Genomic DNA, 19,832 nt, shown 5'->3' on the forward strand with positions numbered 1-19,832 from the left:
CGAGGAACTGACCTGCCAGGCGCGCGACACCAAGCTCGGGCCGGAAGAAATCACGGCCGACATCCCGAACGTGGGCGAGCAGGCGCTGAACCGCCTCGACAAGTCGGGCATTGTGTACATCGGCGCGGAAGTGAAGGTGGGTGACATCCTGGTCGGCAAGGTGACGCCGAAGGGTGAGTCGCAGCTGACGCCGGAAGAGAAGCTGCTGCGTGCGATCTTTGGCGAGAAGGCTTCCGACGTCAAGGACACCTCCTTGCGCGTGCCCTCGGGCATGATCGGTACCGTCATCGACGTGCAGGTCTTCACGCGTGAAGGCATCACGCGCGACAAACGCGCGCAGTCCATCATCGACGAAGAACTGCGCCGCTATCGCCAGGACTTGAACGACCAGCTGCGCATTGTTGAAAACGACGCCTTCGATCGTCTGCGCAAGACGCTCATCGGCAAGGTCGCCAACGGGGGCCCGCGCAAGCTGGCCAAGGGTACCGAGATCACCAGTACCTATCTCGACGAGCTGGATCGCTGGCAGTGGTTCGACGTCCGTCTGGCCGACGAAGATGCCGCTGTGGCGCTCGAGCAGGTCAAGGATGCGCTGGAACAGAAGCGCCATCAGTTCGACCTGGCCTTCGAAGAGAAGCGCAAGAAGCTGACGCAGGGCGACGAATTGCCGCCGGGCGTGCTGAAGATGATCAAGGTGTACATCGCCGTGCGCCGTCGCCTGCAGCCGGGCGACAAGATGGCCGGCCGTCACGGCAACAAGGGTGTGGTCTCGCGCATTACTCCCGTGGAAGACATGCCGCATATGGCTGACGGCACCCCCATGGACATCGTGCTCAATCCGCTGGGCGTGCCTTCACGGATGAACATCGGTCAGGTGCTGGAAGTCCACCTGGGATGGGCGGCCCGCGGTCTGGGTCAGCGCATTGCCGAGATGCTCGACGAGCAACGTGGCATCCAGATCAAGGCCGTGCGCAAGATGCTGGACACCGTCTACAACTCGCGTGGCAGCCATATTCGCCTCGACGAGCTGACCGACGACGAAATCCTGGTGTTGGCCAATAACCTGCGCAAGGGTGTTCCGCTGGCAACCCCGGTATTCGATGGTGCTTCCGAAGAAGACATCACCGGCATGCTGGAGCTTGCCTACCCGGACGACGTGGCCAAGCGCCTGAAGCTGGCCAGCGGCCGCACTCAGGCCTGGCTCACGGATGGTCGCACGGGCGAGCAGTTCGAGCGTCCCGTGACGGTGGGCTACATGCACTTCCTGAAGCTGCACCACTTGGTGGACGACAAGATGCACGCTCGCTCCACGGGTCCGTACTCCCTGGTGACCCAGCAACCGCTGGGCGGCAAGGCGCAGTTCGGTGGCCAACGTTTCGGCGAGATGGAAGTCTGGGCCCTGGAAGCCTACGGCGCAGCCTACACCTTGCAAGAAATGCTGACGGTGAAGTCCGACGACATCACAGGCCGTACCAAGGTCTATGAAAACATCGTCAAGGGCGATCACGTGCTCGATGCGGGCATGCCCGAATCCTTCAACGTGCTGGTCAAGGAAATTCGATCCCTGTCTCTGGACATGGATCTGGAGCGTAAATAATGAAAGCGCTACTCGATCTCTTCAAGCAAGTCTCTCAGGACGAGCAGTTCGATGCCATCCGCATCGGTATTGCTTCGCCTGAGAAGATCCGCTCCTGGTCTTACGGCGAAGTCCGCAAGCCTGAAACGATCAACTATCGCACCTTCAAACCCGAGCGCGACGGTCTGTTCTGCGCCAAGATCTTTGGCCCGATCAAAGATTACGAATGCCTGTGCGGCAAATACAAGCGCCTGAAGCATCGTGGCGTCATTTGCGAGAAGTGCGGCGTCGAAGTCACGGTCGCCAAGGTGCGCCGCGAGCGCATGGGCCACATCGAGCTTGCCAGCCCGGTGGCGCACATCTGGTTCCTGAAGTCGTTGCCGTCACGTCTGGGCATGGTGCTCGACATGACGCTGCGCGACATCGAACGCGTGCTGTATTTTGAAGCCTGGTGCGTGATCGAACCGGGCATGACGCCGCTCAAGCGCGGTCAGATCATGTCCGACGACGATTACCTCGCCAAGACCGAAGAATACGGCGACGATTTCCATGCCCTGATGGGTGCCGAGGCCGTGCGCGAACTGCTGCGCACCATCGACATCAACCAGGAGGTCGAACGTCTGCGCGGTGAGCTCAAGGCCACCGGCTCCGACGCCAAGATCAAGAAGATCTCCAAGCGCCTGAAAGTGCTGGAAGGCTTCCAGAAGTCTGGTATCAAGCCCGACTGGATGATCATGGAAGTGCTGCCGGTGCTGCCGCCCGATCTGCGCCCTCTGGTGCCGCTCGACGGGGGCCGTTTTGCCACGTCCGATCTGAACGATCTGTACCGCCGCGTCATCAACCGCAACAATCGCCTCAAGCGCCTGCTGGAGCTCAAGGCTCCGGACATCATCCTGCGCAACGAAAAGCGCATGCTGCAGGAAGCCGTCGATTCCCTGCTGGACAACGGTCGTCGCGGCAAGGCCATGACGGGTGCCAACAAGCGCCAGCTCAAGTCCCTGGCCGACATGATCAAGGGCAAGAGCGGTCGTTTCCGTCAGAACCTGCTGGGCAAGCGCGTCGACTACTCCGGGCGTTCGGTGATTACCGTGGGCCCGTACCTGAACCTGCACCAGTGCGGTCTGCCCAAGCTGATGGCGCTCGAACTCTTCAAGCCCTTCATCTTCAACAAGCTTGAACTGATGGGGCTGGCCACCACGATCAAGGCAGCCAAGAAGCTGGTCGAAAGCCAGGAGCCTGTGGTCTGGGACATTCTCGAGGACGTGATCCGCGAACACCCGATCATGCTGAACCGGGCGCCTACGCTGCACCGTCTGGGCATTCAGGCATTCGAGCCGCTGCTGATCGAAGGCAAGGCCATTCAGTTGCACCCGCTGGTGTGCGCCGCCTTCAACGCCGACTTTGACGGTGACCAGATGGCCGTGCACGTGCCGCTGTCGCTCGAAGCACAGCTTGAGTGCCGTACGCTGATGCTGGCGTCCAACAACGTGCTGTTCCCCGCCAACGGCGAGCCGTCCATTGTGCCGTCGCAGGATATCGTGCTGGGCCTGTACTACGCCTCGCGCGAGCGCATCAACGGCAAGGGCGAGGGCATGTTCCTCACCGACCGTGACGAGGTGCAGCGTGCCTACGACAACCACGAAGTCGAGCTGCAGACGCGCATCACGACGCGTTTGCCGGAATACGCCAAGGACGAGAATGGCGAATGGCAGATGGAACTGCATCGCTTCCAGACCACGGTGGGTCGGGCGTTGCTATCCGAGATCCTGCCGCACGGGTTGCCGTTCAGCGTGCTCAACAAGTCGCTGAAGAAGAAAGAAATCGCCAAGCTCATCAACGTGTCGTACCGCCGCTGCGGTTTGCGCGATACGGTGATCTTCGCCGACAAACTCATGAAGACGGGTTTCCGTCTGGCGACGCGCGCCGGGGTGTCGATCGCCATGGGCGACATGATCGTCCCGGATGCCAAAGCCGACATCCTTGCCAAGGCTTCGGCCGAAGTCAAGGAAATCGACAAGCAGTATTCGTCGGGTCTGGTGACGGCGCAAGAACGCTACAACAACGTAGTCGATATCTGGGGCAAGGCGGGTGATTCCGTCGGCAAGGCCATGATGGAGCAACTCTCCACCGAGCCGGTCGTCGATCGCCATGGCAAGACCACGCGCCAGGAGTCGTTCAATTCCATCTACATGATGGCCGACTCGGGCGCCCGGGGTTCTGCCGCACAGATTCGGCAGTTGGCGGGTATGCGCGGTCTGATGGCCAAGCCGGACGGCTCCATCATCGAGACCCCGATCACCGCGAACTTCCGCGAAGGTCTGAACGTGCTGCAGTACTTCATTTCCACGCACGGCGCCCGCAAGGGTCTGGCCGACACGGCTCTGAAGACTGCCAACTCGGGTTACCTCACGCGCCGTCTGGTAGACGTGACGCAAGATCTGGTCATCACGGAAGACGATTGCGGCACCTCGCACGGCTACGTGATGAAGGCTTTGGTCGAAGGCGGCGAAGTCGTCGAGGCGCTGAAGGATCGCGTCCTGGGTCGCGTGGCCGCGACCGACGTCGTCAATCCGGAGACGCAGGAAACCCTGATCCCGGCTGGTACGCTGCTGGATGAACATCAGGTCGAACTGCTCGACGAAGCGGGGGTGGACGAGATCAAGATCCGCACGCCGCTGACCTGCGAGACGCGCCACGGTCTGTGCGCCAAGTGCTACGGCCGCGATCTGGGTCGTGGTTCGCTGGTCAACAAGGGCGAAGCAGTCGGGGTGATTGCGGCGCAGTCCATCGGCGAGCCGGGCACGCAGCTGACGATGCGTACGTTCCACATCGGTGGTGCGGCGTCGCGTTCGGCGATGGCCAGTTCGATCGAGACCAAGTCGGCCGGGAACATCGGTTTTGCCATCGGTCTGCGCTATCTCACCAATGGCAAGGGCGACCGCATTGCGGTGTCGCGGTCGGGCGAGATCGTGCTGGTCGACGACAATCACCGCGAGCGCGAACGCCACAAGGTGCCGTATGGCGCCACGATCCTGGTGGGTGACGGCGACGTGGTCAAGGCGGGCACCAAGCTCGCCACCTGGGACCCGCTCACGCGCCCCATCGTGTCCGAATACCACGGCACGGCTCGTTTTGCCAACATCGAAGAAGGCGTTACGGTGGCCCGTCAGGTCGACGAGATCACCGGCCTGTCCACGATGGTGGTGATCACGCCCAAGACACGAGGCGGCAAGACTGTGCTGCGTCCGCAGATTCACCTGCTCGACGAGCAGGGCGAAGAGATCAAGGTCGCCGGCACGGATCACGCGGTGGCGATTTCGCTGCCGGTGGGCGCCCTTATTACGGTGCGCGATGGCCAGAAGGTTGGCGAAGGCGACTTCCTGGCGCGGATTCCGCAAGAATCGCAGAAGACGCGTGACATCACGGGCGGCCTGCCGCGCGTGGCCGAGCTTTTCGAAGCCCGTTCCCCGAAGGACGCCGGCATGCTGGCGGAAATCACCGGGACGGTCTCGTTTGGCAAGGACACCAAGGGGAAGCAGCGTCTGGTCATTACCGACATGGACGGTACCAGCCACGAGTTCCTGATTTCCAAGGAAAAGCAGGTGCTGGTGCACGACGGCCAGGTGGTGAACAAGGGCGAACTCATCGTTGATGGTCCGGCCGATCCGCACGACATCCTGCGTCTGCAGGGGATCGAGGCGTTGGCGTCGTACGTGGTCAACGAGGTCCAGGACGTCTATCGTCTGCAGGGCGTGAAGATCAACGACAAGCACATCGAAGTCATCGTGCGTCAGATGCTGCGTCGCGTGAATATCTCCAGTTCCGGGGATACGGGTTTCATCACGGGCGAACAGGTCGAGCGTGCGGATCTGCTGAACGAGAACGACCGCATGGAAGCGGAAGGCAAGGTGCCGGCCACGTACGACAACGTGCTGCTGGGGATCACCAAGGCGTCGCTGTCCACCGATTCGTTCATTTCGGCGGCATCCTTCCAGGAGACGACGCGGGTGCTCACCGAGGCTGCCATCATGGGCAAGCGCGACGAGCTGCGGGGTCTGAAGGAAAACGTGATCGTGGGTCGTCTGATCCCGGCGGGCACGGGGATGGCCTACCACGATGCACGTCGCGCCCGCGAGATTTTCGAGGCGGCGGAACGTGCGGCAGCTCGCGAGCAGGCGAACCCGTTCGGGGATTCCGAAGAGGTGGCACACGCGGGGATCGACGAGGATTCTTCTTCGGAAGGGTCTTCAGAGACGCCGGACGTGCCGACGGAAGAGTAAGCCTTCTTCGGTAGTCAAAAGCCGCCCTGGGTGATTCCGGGGCGGCTTTTTTGTGGGCTTTGTGTGAAGAGGCCTTGGTTTCTATGAGACACGGCCTTGTGTGGGGGGCGGGTCCGGGAGGCCCTCCCCCCACACAAGGCCTTGCCGCTGGCCCTGGCAGGCTCTTTCGAGCTGCGGAGCCAGCGGGCTTACGAGCCGGGCAAGCAATCAGACGTTAGGTGTGAAGTCCGCTGTGGGGACTTCCATTTCAGTACCGAACCACTTCTTCTGCAGGGCCGCGAGGCGCCCGTCCTTGTGCATGTCCAGGATCACCTTGTCGATCGCGGCGATGAGCGAATCGCTGTTGGCGCCTTTGTGTCCCATGAACGCGTAGTAGATGCGTTTGCCAAAGCTGGGCTTGACCAGCGCGAAGGTGTCGGGCCGTTCTTTGGCTACCACGGCAATGTTGGTGATGGAATTGCCCACCGCCATGATGCGGCCGTTGGCCAGGTCGGCGTAGGCCTGGTTGAAGTCTACGTATTCACGGACCTGGGGTACGGGCTTGAGCGTGTCGACGTAAGCCTTGGTCTGCTCCAGCTGTGAGGAACCGCGCTGGCTGCCGACCACCTTGCCGGCCACGTCTTCGGGCTTGGTGAAGGCCGTGTCTTTGGCGCGCTTGAGGAAGGCCACGGTGCCATCGGCGATGGGCAGCGTGAAGTGGTAGCGCGCCTTGCGTGCCTTGGTGACGTTCAGCGGCCCGCCCACCAGGTCGAATTTGTTGGCATCCAGCCCCGGGAGCACGCTGGCCCAGGGGAGGTCGATGAAGTGCACCTTGACCCCCAGCGCCTTGCCCACCTGGGCGAAGAATTCCTTGTTGAAGCCTTCTTGCTTGCCGTCCTTCAGGAAGTCAAAGGGGGCGAACTGCATTTCGGTGCCTATGGTCAGCGTTCCCGCCTTTTGGATATCGGCCAGCTGGTCGGCCTGTGCGGGGAGCGAAAAGCCGGCCACGGCCAGACAGGCACTGGCCAGCAGCCATTTGTGGAGGTGAGCAATGCGCATGGCGAGACTCCTTTGGGAACAGGCCGGTGCGGCCTGGGTCGGGTGAGAAAGCGAGAGCACTTGAACGTGTAGCAGATCCCGGGAAGTATATACAATGAAGCTTCGCTGTCAATGCGATCTTTCGCCTACACGGATGCCTACAAAGACCCAGCCCGCAGTGCGTGACGAAGGCCCTGTTCCCGCCTATCAGCGCATCAAGAATCATGTGATTGCGCAGATTCAGAAAGGGGTGTGGGGTGAGGGGGACCTCATTCCCACCGAGTTGATGCTGTGCGAGCAGTTTGGGGTGTCCCGGATGACGGCCCACCGTGCGCTGCGTGAACTCACGGGCGCCGGGTTGTTGGTCCGCCAGCAGGGTTCGGGTACTTACGTCGCCCCGATCAAGATTGCCTCCACGCTGATCGAAATCCGCAGCATTGCTCAGGACATTCGCGGGCGCGGTCACCAGCATTCCTGTCGGGTGGTGTCTCTGCAGACGGTCGTCGCCAGCGCGGAGCAGTCCAGCCGGCTCGGGTTGCGGGTACGGGCAAAGCTGTTTCGCTCGGTGATCGTGCACTTCGAGAACGGGACGCCGATTCAGCTGGAAGACCGTGTGGTGGATGCGGCGCGTATGCCCGATTATCTGGATCAGGATTGGTCGCAACTGACGCCCAACGAATACCTGATGCATGCGGCGCCGGCCCCCACCGGGTACTACAGCATCGAGGTCAAGCTGCCAACGGCGGATGTGGCGGGCGCGCTCAATGTGCCCAGCAGCGAGCCTTGCCTGGTATTGGAACGCACGACGCTGTCGAACGGGGCCTTCGCCTCGCATGCGGTCATGTGGTACCCAGGCAGTCGCTACAAGCTCGCCGGGCAAATTCCGATCTGAGCGCTTTCGGGGTTCCTGCGCTGGCCCAATGCGGTGTTGCCGGCGTGCGGGCATTGATGACCGGCATTTGATGAGTCGGTGCTACGGCTGCAGCAGGTGCCAGACCAGCCGTGCGACGACGCGAGCCGTGCGTCCGTCGATGTCGTGGCGTGGATTGAATTCTGCGATGTCGGCCAGCCGCAGCTTGCCCGAGGCGTGAATCAGCTGGATGCAGGCCTCCAGTACGCACAGCGGGACACCCAGAGGGGCGGGCGCCGACACCCCAGGTGCGACATAGGCCGGCAGCACGTCGGTGTCTATGGTGAGATAAACGTGTTCGACCGTATCGACGATCTGGCTGATTTCGGCAAGACGTTCGGACAGGAAGCGTTCCTGCATCTGGTGGTCTTCCACGTACTGCACGCCCAGCGCCTTTGCATGGGCGTAGAGGCCTGCCGTGTTGCCAATGGCAGAAATGCCGAAACACGCGTAGCGCACGGGCAGCCCGCGGGTACGACTGTCTTCCAGGATCTGGTCGAAAGGCGTCCCCGAGCTGCCGGGGCGGCTGGTGCGCAGGTCGAAGTGCGCGTCAAAATTGATGATGGCCAGCGATCCCCCTGATCCATCCTTGAACAGGTGATCGCGTAGGCCCTGGAAGTCGCCCCAGGCCGTCTCGTGCCCACCTCCCAGCACCACCAGCCTGGCGCCGGTGTCCAGCAGTTGCGTGACGCGCCCGGCCAGTGCCTGCTGGGCCGCCTCCAGGGCGTCACCCTCGCAGGACACGTCGCCCGCATCCCAGAAACGCTGCAGGCGGCCGATAGGCAGCCCGGCCAGCTTGCGCCGCGCTTCCGCGGGCGCCTCATTGGCGCCAGGCCGGCCATGGTTGCGCTGCACCCCTGCATCGCAGGCAAAGCCCATCAGGACGGTATCGCCCGAGCCCGGGTGCCCGTCGCGCTGCACCACCTGGTGCAGCCTGCGGGTGTCGCCCTGTTCGGCGGAGTCATCGCGTCCGCTCCAGAGGTCTGCGTGTTCCATGGGGTCTGCTCCTGATTCTGACAGTCGATTTGGAATCATGGCGTAAAAGTATATACTTTTAGCGCTCCTGCGGCGCAGGGCGATTTCCGCAGAAGACGGCCTCAGGCTGCGCGTACGCGGCACCGTGACTTGAACAGAATTTCCTACGGATTTGGAGACAGACGATGCAGCATCAGCATGCGCCCACAGGCCCGCTTGCGGGCCTGAAGATCCTGGATTTCACCCGAGTGCTGTCGGGCCCTTTCTGCACGGCGCTGCTTGGGGACCTGGGAGCCGAGGTCATCAAGGTGGAACGTCCCGAGGGCGACGACTACCGCCACGTAGGGCCCATGCGCAATGGTGAAAGCGCGCTGTTCAACGTCGTGAACCGCAACAAGAAGAGTCTGGTGCTGGATCTGCGCCGGCCCGAGGCGGTGGCCGTCGTGCGGGATCTGGTGACCCGCATGGATGTAGTGGTCGAGAATTTCCGGCCAGGGGTGGCCGACAAGCTGGGCATAGGCTACGACACGCTCAGCGCGCTGAATCCTCGGCTGATCTACACCAGCATCTCGGGATTTGGTCAGGATGGCCCGGCGGCCCACCGGCCCGCCTATGACCTCATCATCCAGGCCATGAGCGGCCTCATGGCGTCCACAGGTTTTCCGGAAGGGCCTCCCACGCTGGTGGGCGAGGCCATCAGTGACGTGCTCAGCGGGCTTTTCGCGTCATGGGGAACCTTGGCAGCGTTGCAGGGCCTGCAGCGTAGCGGGCGCGGCACGCATGTGGATGCCGCCATGTTCGATTCGACGTTGGCCTTCACCGTGACGGCGGTGTCGCGCTTCCTGTTCACGGGGCGCGACGCGCAGCGGGTGGGCAACCGCCATCCGCTGTCGGCCCCGTTCGGGGTCTATCAGGCGCGGGACGGCTATTTTGCGCTGGCGGTGCTCAACGACAAGCTGTTTCGCCAGCTGCTGGCAGTGATTGGACGGTCGGACCAGGTGGGCAACCCCGACTTCGAGGGTGACGAACGGCGGGCGCAGCACGAGGCGGCGCTGCGCGGGTACATCGAAGACTGGGCCGGCGCGCTGACAGTGGACGAGGTTCTGGATCAGCTCGGGACGGCCGCCATTCCGTCGGCACCGATCTGGAACGTGCGCCAGGCCTTGGACAGCGAGCAGATCCGTTACCGAGGACTGCTGCAAGACGTGCCTCACCCACGCCTGGAAGGTTTGCGCCTGCCGCATCAGCCACTGAAGTTTTCGGGTTGGGACCTGGCACCCGTGCAGGCCGCTCCCGAGCTGGGCGCCGACACGCACCACGTGCTGCAGGACCTGCTGGGTTTCACCCGTCAGCACATTCAGGAGCTGCAGGCGTGTGGCGCGCTGGGCGCGGCTGTCCATCCTTCATCCCAGGAGGCTTCATCGTGAGATTTGGAATCACGCCCGAAGACGCTGAAGTGGCCGCGTCGGTGGCCCGTTTTGCGAAAGAGGTACTGGCTCGCCGGGCCCAGGAACTGGACGAGCATACCCGGTCGGCCAGCGTTCACATCCCCCAGCTGGCTGCGCTGGGGCTCATGGGGATGAATCTGCCCGAGCGTTGGGGCGGTGCCGGCATCACGCCCGTGGCCCTGCTGCTGTCGCTGGTGGAGATCGCGCGTGCCTGCGCGGCTACGTCCTCCCTGATGGGGGCTCACTATCTGGCGACCGACTCCATCCTGATCGGTGGGGACGACGCCTTGCGCGAGCGCTATCTTCCTGGCGCGGGTGGGGGCCATCTGCTGGGAGCTTTTGGGTTGACGGAACCGGGCGCCGGGTCCAATCCGGCCGAAATGAGCACCCGGGCACAGCGTGCAGGCGACGTCTACCATCTGACGGGCACCAAGCATTTCATTTCCAATGCGGACGAGGCCGATTTCATCGTGGTGTATGCCAAAACGGACCCTGAGGCGGGGCACCATGGCATCAGTGCCTTCGTGGTGGATCGGGGCACGCCAGGGCTGCAGGTGGCGCCGGCCGAGAAGCTGATGGGATTGCACGGCAGTGCCGTGCACGAGGTTCATCTGGATTGCGACGTCCCGGCGGCGCAGCGTCTGGGGGCGGAGGGCACGGGCTTCGTCACGGCGATGAAGGTGCTGGACAACGGACGCCTGGACGTGGCCGCCACCTGCCTGGGGATTGCAGAAGCCGCCTTGTCCGAAGCCGTGGCGTGGGCGCAGCAGCGCGTCGTGGGCGGCAAGCCGCTGTCCCACCGGCAGGGCATCCAGTGGAAGCTCGCGGACATGAAAGTGCGTCTGGACGCGGCCTGGGCGCTGGCGTTGCAGGCGGCCTGCAAGCGTGTGGCAGGTGAGGATTTCGCGGCCGAGTCTTCCACCGCCAAGCTTTACGCCTCAGAGGCCGTTGCCTACATCACCGATGAAGCTCTGCAGATCCATGGCGGCTACGGCTACACGCGCGATCTGCCGCTGGAGCGTCACGTCCGCGACGCCCGCATCCTGCGCATCTACGAAGGCAGCTCCGAAATCCAGCGCGTCATCATTGCGCGGCAGCTGTTCAGGTCCTGAGCGCCTGGTTGCGTGGGGGGCCCGCCCGAGTGAAGCAGCGGCGGGGCCAGGGTTTTGCTGAATTGACGCACCAGGCTAAATGTATATACTTTGAGCGCCCGCTGCAATTTTGAGTGGGGTCACGTTACGATAACGACCTTGATCCGGCCTGCCGCCGGTGCGGGGTGTTGCGATGTTTGAAGAAAGTGCCTTCCTGCATGCACTGCCGCAGATCCTGCTGTCGGCGAAGATGACCGTGCTGGTGTCAGCTGGGGGGCTGTTCATCGGGTTTTTCATTGCCATCCTGGTCGTGGTCATGAGCCTGTCGCCCTCGGCAGGGCTGCGCCGCGCAGGCGGCCTCTACACCTTCGTGTTTCGGGGCGTGCCGCTGCTGGTTCAGCTGATGGTCATGTACTACTCGCTGCCGCTGGTGCTGGGCGTAGACGTGCCTGCAGTGGCGTCTGCCATCACGGCCATCGCCTTGTGCGAAGGGGCGTATCTTGGCGAGATCCTCCGGGGCGGGTTTCTGGGCATCCCGCGTGGGCAGATCGAGGCCACTCAGGTGTTGGGGTTCTCGCGTCTGAATACACTTTTGCACATCGAAATCCCCCAGGCGGTGAAGCTGACGACGCCGGCTCTGGTCAACGAAGTCATTTTGCTGGTCAAGGCGTCGTCCCTGATTTCAGTCGTCGGGGTGGCCGAAATCACTCGCACTGCACAGAACATTGCCGCGAGCACGTTCCGTCCCCTCGAGGCCTACATTGCCGCCGGTGTGGTCTACTTCATCGTCAATGGTGTCTTGTCGCTCTTGGGGCGGTGGGCTGAACTGCGCCTGGAGAGGGCCTGATGGAAGCCAGCTACGCTCTGCTCGTTCGCTATGGCCCCGATATTCTCAATGGGTTCGGGATTACGCTGCTCAGTTGGGTAGGGGCCATCGCCCTGGGCATGGTGCTGGGATTCCTGATCGCCGTGGTGCAACTGTCTGCACCGCGTTGGGTCAGGGTGCTGCTGCGCATCTACATCGAGATCCTGCGGACCGTGCCGTTCCTGGTGCTGCTCTTCGTGCTGTATTACGGGGGGCCTTATTTTGGGGTGTCGCTACAGGCGCTGGACGCGGGCATCGTATCCCTGGGGGTGTACGGCAGTGCGTATTTTGCCGAGATCTTTCGCTCCGGGTTCGCCGCGGTCCCCAAGGGGCACGTCGAAGCAGCTGACTGTCTGGGGATCTCGCGCGCGGCGACTGTGCTGCGGATTCAGTTGCCCCAGATGCTCGTGATCATCGTGCCTTCGCTGGTCAACATGGTCATCATCCTCAGCAAAGAAACCTCGGTGTTGTCGATCGTCACGGTGCCCGAATTGACGGCCGTCCTCACCCAGATCGGCAGCGAGCAGTTCATTTACGCGCAGACCTTGCTCGTGCTCAGTGCCTGCTATCTCCTTATCGTGGGAGTCACCCAGAAGCTTGGGAGTTGGGCCGAGCTTCGCATCGGCCGCTATCTGGCGCGCTAAGGGCGCGGCTGTTTTCTTGAACTCATCGATTGCACTGCGATATGACCAAACAAGAACCTCTGATTGAAATCCGCAACATCAGCAAGAGCTACGGGTCTGCTCGAGTGCTCAGCGACGTCTCGCTCACGGTCAACAAGTCCGAGGTCATCTGCATCATTGGCCCTTCGGGTTCTGGCAAAAGTACCTTGCTGCGTTCGATCGCTTTCCTTGAAAAATACGATGAGGGTGACGTCCTGATCGAAGGCGAGCTGCTGGGCTACGTGGGCCAGGGGGCACAACGCCGGGATGCCACCAAGGCCGAGATCAACCACGTGCGTCGCCATGTGGGCATGGTGTTTCAGCAGTTCAATCTGTGGCCGCACATGACGGCACAGCAGAACGTCGCCGAAGCCTTGATCCGGGTGCGACATCTTTCCAAGGCACAGGCGCGCGAGAAGGCGCGACTCATGCTCGAGCGGGTCGGGCTGGCCGACAAAGCCGATGCGCATCCCATCCGCCTTTCGGGGGGGCAGCAGCAGCGTGTGGCCATTGCGCGGGCGCTGGCCATGGAGCCCGACATCATGCTGTTCGATGAGCCAACCTCGGCGCTGGACCCGGAGCTGGTGGGTGAAGTGCTGCATGTGATGAAAGACCTGGCGCGCGATGGCATGACCATGGTGGTCGTAACCCACGAAATGGGGTTTGCAGCGCAAGTAGCGGATCGCGTGATCTTCATCGACCAGGGGCGCATTGCCGCCAGTGGTTCGCCAACCGAACTGTTTCGGGGTACGCACGAGGGGCGCCTGAAGCAATTCTTGCAGAATTACCTCGATCGCAATGCCTTCTGGGCATCCTGAGCGCATTGTCCAACTTTGACCAGAGGCCTTTGATGTCGGCTTTCACCTTGCAATCCTTGATGCAGCAGGCGGGCGGCTTGTTGCCGGGACGTGACGACGTGGCCCGGTACCTGCAGGACGACAGCGGTCTGCAGGCTGCGGGTAACCCTCTGATGGTGCTGCGCCCCGCCACCACGCAAGAGGTCGTGGCCATTGTGCAGGCTTGCCACCGCGAAGGGAAACGCCTGACGGTTCAGGGAGGACGGACCGGGCTTGCCGGCGGGGCGGTGCCCGATCCGGGCGACGTCGTGCTGTCGCTCGAGCGGATGAACCGCGTCGAATCGCTGGACCCCGTGGGCGGTACGGTCATCGTGCAGGCGGGGGTCATCCTGCAGGATTTGTGCCGTCAGGTCGAAGCACAGGACTGGTACTTTCCCATGGATTGCGGGGCTCGAGCATCGTGTCAGGTGGGTGGCAACGTCGCCACCAATGTCGGCGGCAACCGGGTGCTGCGTTACGGCACGATGCGTGAGCTGGTGCTGGGGCTCGAAGTCGTGCTGCCCGACGGTACGCTGCTGACGATGATGAATCAGGGGCTCAAGAACAATACCGGGGTCGATCTCAAGCATCTCTTCATCGGTACAGAAGGGACGCTGGGGATCATTACCCGGGCGGTGTTGCGCCTGTTTCCGAAGCCGCGGCAGCGCCACAGTGCGCTGGTGGCCCTGGCGAGCTCGGCAGATCTGCCCGTCCTGCTCAAGCAGGCTCGCACGCATCTGGCCGGACTGTCGTCGTTTGAGGTGATGTGGCGTGAGTATCTGCAGGCGGCTGCGCGGGTCACGGGCCTGCAGGAACCTTTCGCCGGGGCGCATCCCATCACCGTGCTGCTGGAGATTGAAGACTGGGCTGCACAGGGTGAGGATGGCGCCGAAGCGCTCCAGCGTTTCGTGGAAGAGTGCGCCACGCGGTCCCTGGTCACCGATGCCATTTTGCCGCAAAGCCAGGCGCAGGCCGCGCAGCTGTGGCACCTGCGGGATTCCATCGACGAGATTCTGCGCGAGATCCGGCCGTTCGTGGCCTTTGACATAGGGCTGCCACTTCGGCACCTCGAAGACTTTCTGCAGCGCACGCGCCAGCGCCTGGAGGCCCTGAATCCGCAGGCGCACCAGTTTTTGTTCGGGCACCTGGGCGACGGCAACCTGCATCTGTCCACGGGGCCTTATCCGGAAGGGATGCTGCTGCAGGTGGAGTCGCTGGTTTACCAGGAGGTGGAGCGTGTGGGCGGCAGCATTTCGGCCGAACACGGTATCGGGCGCGTCAAGAAGCCCTTCCTGCACCATAGCCGCTCGGCACCTGAACTTGCACTCATGCGCTCGTTGAGACGCCTGATCGACCCGGACCAGCACCTGAACACGGGCCGCGTGATCGACTTCTGAAGCGTTCTCCGGATCGGTCGCGCGCTTCGCGGGTCACGGTGCCGAGCTGCGCATTCAGGGTGAAAACTTTCACCGGGGCTGGACTTCTTCAAAATGTATATACATAATAGAAGTTATTGAGCCTCTGAACGTGATGCGAGGTTTGTTCAGAAGCTCTGCCGTCGGTCCCGGTCCCTTCCGAGCAATCTTGTCGTTTACAGGAACTCATCATGTCCAGTCTCATTTCATCCGCAGATCCGCGCTTTGATCCGTCGCGCGAGATTCATGCCCCCACGGGAACGCAGCTGCATTGCAAGAATTGGCTGATCGAGGCGCCGTATCGCATGATCCAGAACAATCTGGACCCCGCCGTGGCAGAAGACCCGCAGCACCTGGTGGTGTACGGGGGGATTGGCCGGGCGGCGCGCAACTGGGCCTGCTTCGACGGCATTCTTGAAAGCCTGCGGGGGCTGAACGAGGACGAAACTTTGCTGGTGCAGTCGGGCAAGCCGGTGGGCGTGTTTCGCACGCACAAGGACGCACCACGCGTGCTGATTGCCAACTCCAACCTGGTGCCCAAGTGGGCCACCTGGGAAAAGTTCAATGAACTGGATCAGGCCGGGCTCTTCATGTTCGGCCAGATGACGGCCGGCAGCTGGATCTACATCGGCACGCAAGGCATTGTGCAGGGCACGTATGAAACCTTTGCCGAAGCCGGTCGCCAGCATTTCGGCGGCAGCCTGGCTGGGCGCTGGATACTCACGGCGGGCCTGGGCGGCATGGGCGGGGCGCAGCCCCTGGCGGCAAGCCTGGCTGGGGCCTGCTCGCTGGTGGTGGAATGTCAGCAGTCGCACATCGATTTTCGTCTGCGCACGCGCTACCTGGACAAACAGGCACGTTCGCTCGACGAAGCGCTGGATATGATCCGCCACCATACCGAGCGTAAAGAGGCTATCTCCATTGGCCTGCTGGGCAACGCCGCCGATGTTCTACCCGAACTCGTCAAGCGCGCCAAGGCGGGCGGCCCGCGTCCCGACCTGGTCACGGACCAGACCTCGGCACATGATCTGGTGCACGGTTATCTGCCTTCGGGCTGGACGGTCGAGCAGTGGAAGGCGGCGCAAGGCGACCCTGCGCAGCACGAAGCGGTGCGCAAGGCGGCAGGCGAATCGTGCGCCCGCCACGTGCATGCCATGCTCGAGCTGCATGCCATGGGCATTCCGGCTGTCGATTATGGCAACAACATCCGTCAGGCAGCCTTCGACTTCGGCGAGAAGGATGCGTTCGATTTTCCGGGCTTCGTCCCCGCCTATATCCGCCCGCTGTTCTGCGAAGGCAAGGGGCCTTTCCGCTGGGTGGCGCTGTCAGGCGACCCGGAAGACATCTACAGGACGGACGCCAAGCTCAAGGAGCTCTTTCCCGAAAATACGCACATGGTGCACTGGCTGGACATGGCGCGCGAACGCATTGCCTTCCAGGGGCTGCCGGCGCGCATCTGCTGGCTGGGTTTGGGCGAGCGTCATCTTGCAGGCCTGGCCTTCAATGAAATGGTACGGTCGGGCGAACTCAAGGCCCCGATCGTCATTGGCCGCGATCACCTGGATACAGGTTCGGTCGCCAGCCCCAACCGCGAAACGGAAAGCATGCGTGACGGTACGGACGCCGTGTCCGACTGGCCGCTGCTCAATGCCTTGCTCAACACGTCCAGCGGGGCGACATGGGTGTCTTTCCACCACGGCGGCGGGGTGGGCATGGGCTACAGCCAGCACGCCGGCATGGTCATCGTGGCCGATGGTACCGACGACGCAGCGCGGCGCCTGGAGCGGGTCCTCATCAACGACTGTGGCAGCGGCGTCATGCGCCATGCCGACGCGGGGTACGAGGCGGCAATCGAGAAGGCCAAGGCGTTCGGGCTGAAGCTGCCCATGATCAAGTAGACGGGCGCTTGACGCCAAATGGGCGCCGGTTTCTGGCTGAAGGAGTTTCTCGCATGAAAGACACACTGACTTTGGCCCCCGGGGCCTTTGATCTCGCGCAATTGCGCCGCGTCTGGCGCGGTGAAGTGCGCCTGGCGCTACCGGCTGCTGCCTGCGAAGCCATGGATGCGTCGGCTGCCATCGTGCAGGACATCATCCGCAAAGAGGCGCCGGCCTACGGGATCAATACGGGCTTTGGCAAGCTGGCCCAGACCCGCATCCCGAACGATCAGTTGGAAACGCTTCAGCACAACCTGATTCTGTCCCACTCGGTCGGGGTGGGCGACCCTCTGGATGCGCGCATCGTGCGCCTGATTCTGGCGCTCAAGGTGGGGAGTCTGGCACGCGGCTTCTCGGGAATACGCACTTCGGTGGTGCAGGCGCTGGTGGCCTTGTTCAACGCCGGGCTGACGCCACACATCCCCGAGCAGGGCTCCGTCGGTGCCTCGGGGGATCTGGCACCGCTCGCGCACATGACCTTGGCACTGCTGGGAGAGGGCAAAATTCTGTGTGCCGATGAGTGGCGTCCGGCCGCCGAGGCGTTGGCACGAGCGGGGCTGAGCCCCGTACAGCTCACCGCCAAAGAGGGGCTGGCACTGATCAACGGCACCCAGGTGTCCACGGCCTTGGCGCTGCATGCGCTGTTTCTGGCCGAGGACGTCTTTTACACCGCCGTCTTGTCCGGGGCTCTGAGCGTGGACGCAGCCAAGGGCAGCGATGCGCCCTTTGACCCCAGAGTCCACGCCGTGCGGGGTCAGCCGGGGCAGATCCGCCTGGCGCGAATGTATCGCAGCCTGTTGGCGGGCAGCGCCATCCGGAAGTCGCACCTGGTGGCTGACAACAAGGTGCAGGACCCCTACAGTTTGCGTTGTCAGCCGCAGGTCATGGGAGCCATTGACGATCTGATGGCGCACGTGTCGGCCACATTACTGATCGAGGCCAACGCGGTGACGGACAACCCTTTGGTGTTTCCGGCGCAAGGCGACGAGCCCGAGCAGGTGATTTCGGGCGGCAATTTTCATGCGGAGCCCGTGGCTTTTGCCGCCGATACGCTGGCGCTGGCCTTGGCCGAGATCGGTGGCCTGGCCGAGCGCCGCGTGGCCCTGCTGATCGATGCCAGCATTTCGGGGCTGCCGCCTTTCCTGGTGCCCAACGCGGGGGTGAACTCCGGTTTCATGATTGCGCACGTGACGGCGGCCTCGCTCGCCTCCGAGAACAAGTCGCTGGCGCATCCTGCCAGCGTCGACAGTCTGCCCACTTCTGCCAATCAGGAAGACCATGTCAGCATGGCCACGTTTGCAGCGCGCCGCTTGGCCCTGATGGCGCGCAACACCGCTCATATCGTCGCCATCGAGCTGCTGTGCGCCTCGCAAGGCATCGATTTTCTGGCACCGCTCACGACGTCAGAGCCTCTGCAGGCCCTGCACCGCCAGCTGCGTGCCGAGATCCCCTTTTATGACAAGGACCGCCTGCTCTCGCCCGACATCTCGGCCGTGGCTCGGCATGTGTTGCAGGGGGATTATGCGGCGCAGCACCTGGACGTGCTGGCAGCGTAACGAGGAGGTGAGCCATGGCTTCCGATACAAGCGCCACCTTGTGGAAGAATCTGCGTGTGGTGCCCGCGGGCTGGACGGCGGGCATCCCCGAATTGCAGGACATGCGGGTACAGGAAGGCCGCATTCGCTGGATGGGGTCCGCCGGCACCGCACCGACGGGGCCGGCAGGCGAAGACACCCGTGATGCGCACGGCGCTGTCGTCACGCCGGGCCTGATCGACTGCCATACGCATCTGGTGTTCGGCGGCCATCGTGCGGCGGAGTTCGCACAGCGGCTGGCAGGCGCCAGCTACGAAGAGATCTCGCGGGCGGGGGGCGGTATCGTTTCCAGCGTGCGCGCCACGCGGGCGCAAAGCGAAGACGAGCTATTCATCCAAGCCGTGCGTCGTCTCGACGCCCTGCGTGCCGAAGGCGTGACGGCGGTGGAAATCAAGTCGGGCTACGGTCTGAACCTGGAGGCCGAACGCAAGATGCTGCGCGTGGCGCGCCGCCTGGGTGTGGCGCGGCCCATTACCGTGCGGACGACTTTTCTGGGGGCCCACGCGCTGCCTCCAGAGTACGCAGGGCGTCCGGATGACTATATCGATCAGGTCTGCCAAGTCATGTTGCCGGCGCTGCACGACGAGGGTCTGGTCGATGCGGTGGACGTCTTCTGCGAGCGCATCGGCTTCACGTTGGCACAGTCCGAGCGGGTGTTCCAGGCGGCCGTCGATTGTGGGCTTCCCGTGAAGATGCACGCCGAGCAATTGTCGCTCATGGGGGGCGCTGCGCTGGCAGCGCGGTACAAGGCTTTGTCCGCAGATCATCTGGAGTATCTGGATGAGGCCGGTGTGGTGGCCCTGCGTGATGCTGGAACCGTGGCGGTGCTGCTGCCGGGCGCGTATTACTTTCTGCGCGAGACGCAGTTGCCACCCGTGGATCTGCTGCGGCGTCACGGGGTGCCGATTGCGCTGGCGACCGACAGCAATCCGGGTACTTCACCGAATACGTCGCTGCTGATGGTGCTGAACATGGCGTGTACGCTGTTTCGGATGACGGTGGGCGAGGCGCTGGACGCGGTCACGGTACATGCGGCGAAGGCGCTGGGGTGTCCGCAGGTCACGGGCCGGCTGCAGGTGGGGGATCGAGCGGATTTCGTGATCTGGGACGTGGATGACCCCGCAGAACTGGCGTACTGGATCGGGCTGCCGCGCTGCCGGGAGGTGGTGTGGCAGGGCGCGGCATCAGGCGCCGTGACAGGGCCACGTCATTCTTGATTGGCTTT

The 19,832-nt window shown here is 63.1% G+C and carries 13 protein-coding genes and 1 pseudogene; 12 read left to right on the forward strand and 2 right to left on the reverse strand.

What is annotated here, in order from left to right; all coding sequences use genetic code 11:
* Positions 1–1,597 (forward strand): annotated as a pseudogene (gene rpoB / locus VF285_RS04315) (DNA-directed RNA polymerase subunit beta); the annotation flags it as partial.
* A complete protein-coding gene (gene rpoC, locus VF285_RS04320) occupies positions 1,597–5,856 on the forward strand; it encodes a DNA-directed RNA polymerase subunit beta' (RefSeq protein WP_346951396.1) in 4,260 nt (1,419 codons plus the stop codon). The pseudogene rpoB and the gene rpoC, both read left to right, overlap by 1 nt.
* A gap of 207 nt (positions 5,857–6,063) precedes the next feature.
* On the opposite strand, the gene VF285_RS04325 is transcribed toward rpoC, so the two are convergent.
* Positions 6,064–6,894, reverse strand: coding sequence for a transporter substrate-binding domain-containing protein (locus tag VF285_RS04325; protein WP_346951397.1), 831 nt, complete (start codon positions 6,892–6,894; stop codon positions 6,064–6,066).
* A gap of 133 nt (positions 6,895–7,027) precedes the next feature.
* On the opposite strand from VF285_RS04325, the gene hutC reads away from it, so the two are divergent.
* Positions 7,028–7,765, forward strand: coding sequence for a histidine utilization repressor (gene hutC / locus VF285_RS04330; protein ID WP_346951398.1), 738 nt, complete (start codon positions 7,028–7,030; stop codon positions 7,763–7,765).
* Between the two features lie 81 nt (positions 7,766–7,846).
* Here hutC and hutG read toward each other — a convergent pair whose 3' ends face one another.
* Complete coding sequence (gene hutG / locus VF285_RS04335; RefSeq protein WP_346951399.1) at positions 7,847–8,779, reverse strand: formimidoylglutamase; 933 nt, start codon at positions 8,777–8,779, stop codon at positions 7,847–7,849.
* Between the two features lie 164 nt (positions 8,780–8,943).
* On the opposite strand from hutG, the gene VF285_RS04340 reads away from it, so the two are divergent.
* The 9 genes from VF285_RS04340 (at position 8,944) to hutI (ending at position 19,824) form a co-directional block, all read left to right on the forward strand.
* Complete coding sequence (locus VF285_RS04340) at positions 8,944–10,185, forward strand: CoA transferase (protein ID WP_346951400.1); 1,242 nt, start codon at positions 8,944–8,946, stop codon at positions 10,183–10,185.
* The gene (locus tag VF285_RS04345) at positions 10,179–11,318 is read left to right on the forward strand and encodes an acyl-CoA dehydrogenase family protein (RefSeq protein WP_346951434.1); all 1,140 of its coding nucleotides are present in this window, start codon (positions 10,179–10,181) and stop codon (positions 11,316–11,318) included. Before VF285_RS04340 ends, VF285_RS04345 begins: the two co-directional genes overlap by 7 nt.
* 172 nt (positions 11,319–11,490) lie before the next feature.
* Entirely contained in the window at positions 11,491–12,144 is a 654-nt protein-coding gene (locus VF285_RS04350) for an amino acid ABC transporter permease (RefSeq protein WP_346951401.1), read from the forward strand.
* Positions 12,144–12,806 carry an amino acid ABC transporter permease gene (locus VF285_RS04355; RefSeq protein ID WP_346951402.1) on the forward strand — a complete coding sequence of 221 codons (663 nt, stop codon included), beginning with the start codon at positions 12,144–12,146 and terminating at the stop codon, positions 12,804–12,806. Before VF285_RS04350 ends, VF285_RS04355 begins: the two co-directional genes overlap by 1 nt.
* A 41-nt stretch (positions 12,807–12,847) precedes the next feature.
* Positions 12,848–13,642 carry an amino acid ABC transporter ATP-binding protein gene (locus VF285_RS04360; protein ID WP_346951403.1) on the forward strand — a complete coding sequence of 265 codons (795 nt, stop codon included), beginning with the start codon at positions 12,848–12,850 and terminating at the stop codon, positions 13,640–13,642.
* A 32-nt stretch (positions 13,643–13,674) separates the two neighbouring features.
* Positions 13,675–15,057: an FAD-binding oxidoreductase gene (locus VF285_RS04365; RefSeq protein ID WP_346951404.1), complete on the forward strand. Its 1,383-nt coding sequence runs from the start codon at positions 13,675–13,677 to the stop codon at positions 15,055–15,057.
* A gap of 209 nt (positions 15,058–15,266) precedes the next feature.
* Entirely contained in the window at positions 15,267–16,973 is a 1,707-nt protein-coding gene (gene hutU / locus VF285_RS04370) for a urocanate hydratase (RefSeq protein WP_346951405.1), read from the forward strand.
* A gap of 53 nt (positions 16,974–17,026) precedes the next feature.
* Positions 17,027–18,568, forward strand: coding sequence for a histidine ammonia-lyase (gene hutH, locus VF285_RS04375; protein WP_346951406.1), 1,542 nt, complete (start codon positions 17,027–17,029; stop codon positions 18,566–18,568).
* 14 nt (positions 18,569–18,582) lie between these two features.
* A complete protein-coding gene (gene hutI, locus VF285_RS04380) occupies positions 18,583–19,824 on the forward strand; it encodes an imidazolonepropionase (protein WP_346951407.1) in 1,242 nt (413 codons plus the stop codon).
* Positions 19,825–19,832 lie beyond the last annotated feature (8 nt).

This window comes from Castellaniella sp., from assembly GCF_036379515.1.
Taxonomy (GTDB): Bacteria; Pseudomonadota; Gammaproteobacteria; order Burkholderiales; family Burkholderiaceae_B; genus Castellaniella.

Excerpts from the sequence above, each read along its gene's own strand:
- rpoC (WP_346951396.1), top strand. The coding sequence starts at position 1,597 with ATGAAAGCGCTACTCGATCTCTTCAAGCAAGTCTCTCAGGACGAGCAG.
- VF285_RS04325 (WP_346951397.1), bottom strand. The coding sequence starts at position 6,894 with ATGCGCATTGCTCACCTCCACAAATGGCTGCTGGCCAGTGCCTGTCTG.
- hutC (WP_346951398.1), top strand. The coding sequence starts at position 7,028 with ATGCCTACAAAGACCCAGCCCGCAGTGCGTGACGAAGGCCCTGTTCCC.
- hutG (WP_346951399.1), bottom strand. The coding sequence starts at position 8,779 with ATGGAACACGCAGACCTCTGGAGCGGACGCGATGACTCCGCCGAACAG.
- VF285_RS04340 (WP_346951400.1), top strand. The coding sequence starts at position 8,944 with ATGCAGCATCAGCATGCGCCCACAGGCCCGCTTGCGGGCCTGAAGATC.
- VF285_RS04350 (WP_346951401.1), top strand. The coding sequence starts at position 11,491 with ATGTTTGAAGAAAGTGCCTTCCTGCATGCACTGCCGCAGATCCTGCTG.
- VF285_RS04355 (WP_346951402.1), top strand. The coding sequence starts at position 12,144 with ATGGAAGCCAGCTACGCTCTGCTCGTTCGCTATGGCCCCGATATTCTC.
- VF285_RS04360 (WP_346951403.1), top strand. The coding sequence starts at position 12,848 with ATGACCAAACAAGAACCTCTGATTGAAATCCGCAACATCAGCAAGAGC.
- VF285_RS04365 (WP_346951404.1), top strand. The coding sequence starts at position 13,675 with ATGTCGGCTTTCACCTTGCAATCCTTGATGCAGCAGGCGGGCGGCTTG.
- hutU (WP_346951405.1), top strand. The coding sequence starts at position 15,267 with ATGTCCAGTCTCATTTCATCCGCAGATCCGCGCTTTGATCCGTCGCGC.
- hutH (WP_346951406.1), top strand. The coding sequence starts at position 17,027 with ATGAAAGACACACTGACTTTGGCCCCCGGGGCCTTTGATCTCGCGCAA.
- hutI (WP_346951407.1), top strand. The coding sequence starts at position 18,583 with ATGGCTTCCGATACAAGCGCCACCTTGTGGAAGAATCTGCGTGTGGTG.